Annotated in this window: 2 protein-coding genes; one reads left to right on the forward strand and one right to left on the reverse strand. The window is 67.4% G+C overall.

The features are described from left to right. Positions 1-1550: ATP-dependent helicase HrpB (gene hrpB, locus VGE49_RS05880; protein WP_331033631.1), on the reverse strand; the 1550-nt coding region annotated here is incomplete at its 3' end. 155 nt (positions 1551-1705) lie between these two features. On the opposite strand from hrpB, the gene VGE49_RS05885 reads away from it, so the two are divergent. Then, positions 1706-3364, forward strand: coding sequence for an amino acid permease (locus VGE49_RS05885; protein WP_331033632.1), 1659 nt, complete (start codon positions 1706-1708; stop codon positions 3362-3364). Positions 3365-3483 lie beyond the last annotated feature (119 nt).

Consider the following 3483-nt stretch of genomic DNA (forward strand, 5'->3'; position numbering starts at 1 on the left):
ACCTCGCCCGGCTTGCCCCGCGCCCGCGCGATCCGCTCGGGGAAGGCCTCGGCCAGCAGCAGGCCGGTGTCCGCCTCTCCACCGCTTCCGCCTCCCGCCGCTCGCGCCCAGCGCTCGGCCAGCTTCATCGCGTCGCGCGCCCTTGGCGAACGATCCCGCTCCAGCCCCTTCAAACGATCATGCAGTTCGACGCCATTACCGCCCAGCCCCGGCTCGCTCAGCACCGCCGCGATCTTGGCCCCGCTCAGGGCGTCGTCCTGATCCGAGGCCACAGCCACCATGTGCGCCAGTCGCGGCGGCAGGGGGATGCGCGTCAGCCGCCGCCCATGCGCCGTCAGATCGCCCCTGGCGTCCAGCGCCCCCAGCCGGGTCAGCACCTTCCGCGCCTCGGCCAGCGCCCCGGCGGGCGGCGGGTCCAGCAGGGCCAACCCCTCGACCGACTTCGCGCCCCAACGCGCCAGGTCCAATGCAAAGGCGGTCAGGTCGGCTTCCTGAATCTCGGGCCGCTGATGCGGGATCAGACCCCGCGTCTGTTCCTCGTCCCACAGGCGATAGCAGACGCCCGGCTCGACACGGCCGGCTCGACCGCGCCTCTGCTCCGCCGACGACCGACTGACCTTGACCGTCGCCAATCTGGTCAGGCCGCTGGACGGCTCGAACCGCGGCACGCGCGACAGGCCGCCGTCGATCACCACCCGCACGCCCTCGATGGTCAGGCTGGTCTCGGCCACCGAGGTCGCCAGCACGACCTTCCGCCGTCCGGGCGGCGCCGGCTCGATGGCCCGGTCCTGCTCGCCCTTGTCCAGCGCGCCATAGAGAGCGACGAGATCCACCGACGGATCGCGCAGCCGCTCATTCAAACGCTGAACCGTGCGGTGAATCTCACCCTGCCCTGGCAGGAAGACCAGCACCGACCCGCTCTGATCGCTCAGCGCCTGCATGACCCCCCGCGCCACGGCGTCCTCGAATCGGTCGGCGGCGTTTCGGCCCAGATAGAGGGTCTCGACCGGGAACATCCGCCCCTCGGCCTCAATCACCGGCGCGCCGTCGAGCAGTTTCGACACCCCCGCGATATCCAGCGTAGCCGACATGACCAGCAGCCGCAGGTCGTCGCGCAGCACCGACTGGCTCTCGCGCGCCAGGGCCAGGCCCAGATCGGCGTCCAGACTCCGTTCGTGGAACTCGTCGAACAGGACGGCGCCGACGCCTTCCAGCGCCGGGTCGTCGAGAATCATCCGCGTGAAGACGCCCTCGGTGATGACCTCGATCCGCGTTTCGGGGCCGACGCGGCTCTGCAGCCGGGTGCGATAGCCGACGGTTTCGCCCGCCTTCTGACCCAGGCTCGCCGCCATCCGGTCGGCCGCCGCCCGCGCCGCCAGACGACGCGGTTCCAGAACCAGCACCTTGCCCTCGCCAAGCCATGCCTGATCCAGCAAGGCCAAGGGCACGACCGTAGTCTTGCCCGCCCCAGGCGGGGCGGCCAGGACGACCGCATTGGTCGCGGCCAAGGCCGTTTTCAGCGGCTCCAGTACGGAGTGAATCGGCAGCATCAGATGGGCTCTAACCGCAACAGCACTGTTCACGAAAGCGTCGTCGTCGCTTCATCCAACCGAAACCGCGTTGCGCGCGGCTCTTCGGATGGTTAGCGTCCGCCCCCAAGAAGACGACCCGGGAGGGGTCGTTGCGTAATTGGGGGCGCGACTTCATGTCCGCAGACGGCGTAAAGCCAGCCGGCAACCGGCTATTTCTTAAAAAATCCATTGCCCAGATCCAGAAGGAAGCCGCCAAGAGCGAGCTGAAACGCACCCTGGGCCCGTTGAATCTGATGAGCCTGGGCATCGGCGCCATCATCGGCGCCGGCATCTTCGTGCTGACGGGTCAGGTGGCCTCGGCCAACGCCGGCCCGGCCATCATGCTGTCCTTCGTGGTCGCCGGCTTCGCCTGCGCCCTTGCGGGCCTGTGCTATGCTGAACTGGCTTCGACCATGCCGGTGTCTGGCTCGGCCTACACCTACGCCTATGGCACCCTGGGCGAGGTCTTCGCCTGGATCATGGGCTGGCTGCTGGTGCTGGAATACGGCGTCGCGGCCTCTACCGTGGCGGTCGGCTGGTCTGGCTATGTCGTGTCGATCATGAACGACTTCGGCCTCAGCGCCAGTCTGTTCCCGACAATCCAATATGCGGGCGGCGAAGGGCCCCAGTGGGCCACACCCCTGGTCCAGCTGGTCCAGAACGCCGGCGCGACCTCCTTCCCGATGACGGGCACCTTCAACCTGGTCGCGGCTGTCGGCATCGCCGCCGTTTGCGGCCTGCTGGTGCTGGGCGTGTCGGAATCGGCGAACATCAACAACGCCATCGTGGTCATCAAGATCATCGTCCTGCTGACCTTCATCGCCGTCGGCATCCAGTACATCAACCCGGACAACTGGGTCCCCTTCATCCCCGAGCCCACCGGCCAGGCCGGTCAGTTCGGCGTCGGCGGCATCTTCCGCGGCGCGGCCATCATCTTCTTCGCCTATGTGGGCTTTGAAGCGGTTTCGACCGCCGCCGCCGAAGCCAAGAACCCGTCCAAGGACGTGCCGATCGGGATCCTGGGCGCTCTGTTCGTCTGCACCCTGATCTACATGGCGGTGGCCGCGGTCATGACCGGCGTGGTGCCCTATCTGGAGCTGGCGTCGCCGGCTCCGATCGCCGTCGCCATCGACCGCATGGGTCTCGAATGGGCCAATGTTCCGCTGGCGGCTTCGCCGAGCGGCCAGCTGAACCTGATCGCCTTCCTGATCAAGATCGGCGCCATCACCGGTCTGTCCTCGGTCATGCTGGTGCTCTGCTACGGCCAGACGCGCGTCTTCTACACCATGGCCCGCGACGGCCTGCTGCCGAAGTCCTTCGCCAAGGTCCATCCCAAGTTCCGCACGCCGTGGATCGGCACGATCGTCCTGGGCATCCTGATCGCCATCGCGGCGGCCTTCCTGCCCATCTCGATCCTGGGCGACCTGGTGTCGCTGGGCACCGCGACGGCCTTCGCCATCGTCTGCCTGTCGGTGATCGTCCTGCGCGTGAAGCACCCCGAGATGGAGCGTCCGTTCAAGGTGCCGGGCGGCATCTTCACCGCGGTTCTGGGCATCCTGGCCTGCCTCTTCCTGGCCAGCCAGAACCTGATCCCGATGTTCCAGCACGCTGCCGAGGACAACCCCCTCCCGCTGATGCTGCTGGGTGGTTACGCCGCTATCGGCGCGGTCATCTACGCCGCCTACGGCTTCTGGCACTCCAAGCTGGCCAAGGGCATCGACATCACCGAGGACGCCACGCTGGAAACGGCTGTGGAGGCCCTCGGCCACGGCGTCGACAACAAGAAGGACTGATCCTCGGGTCGGTCCGGCCTCAAGCAGCGCAAAGCGCGGTAGGCCAAAAAGAGAGAAAGGCCCCGGAGCGATCCGGGGCCTTTTTTGATGCGGCGCAGCTTATGTCAGTTGCCCAATTC

It is taken from the genome of Brevundimonas sp. (genome assembly GCF_036405315.1).
GTDB lineage: Bacteria > Pseudomonadota > Alphaproteobacteria > Caulobacterales > Caulobacteraceae > Brevundimonas.

What these genes read in the sequence shown, in the direction of transcription:
- VGE49_RS05885 (WP_331033632.1), top strand. Translation starts at nt 1,706, where the DNA reads ATGTCCGCAGACGGCGTAAAGCCAGCCGGCAACCGGCTATTTCTTAAA.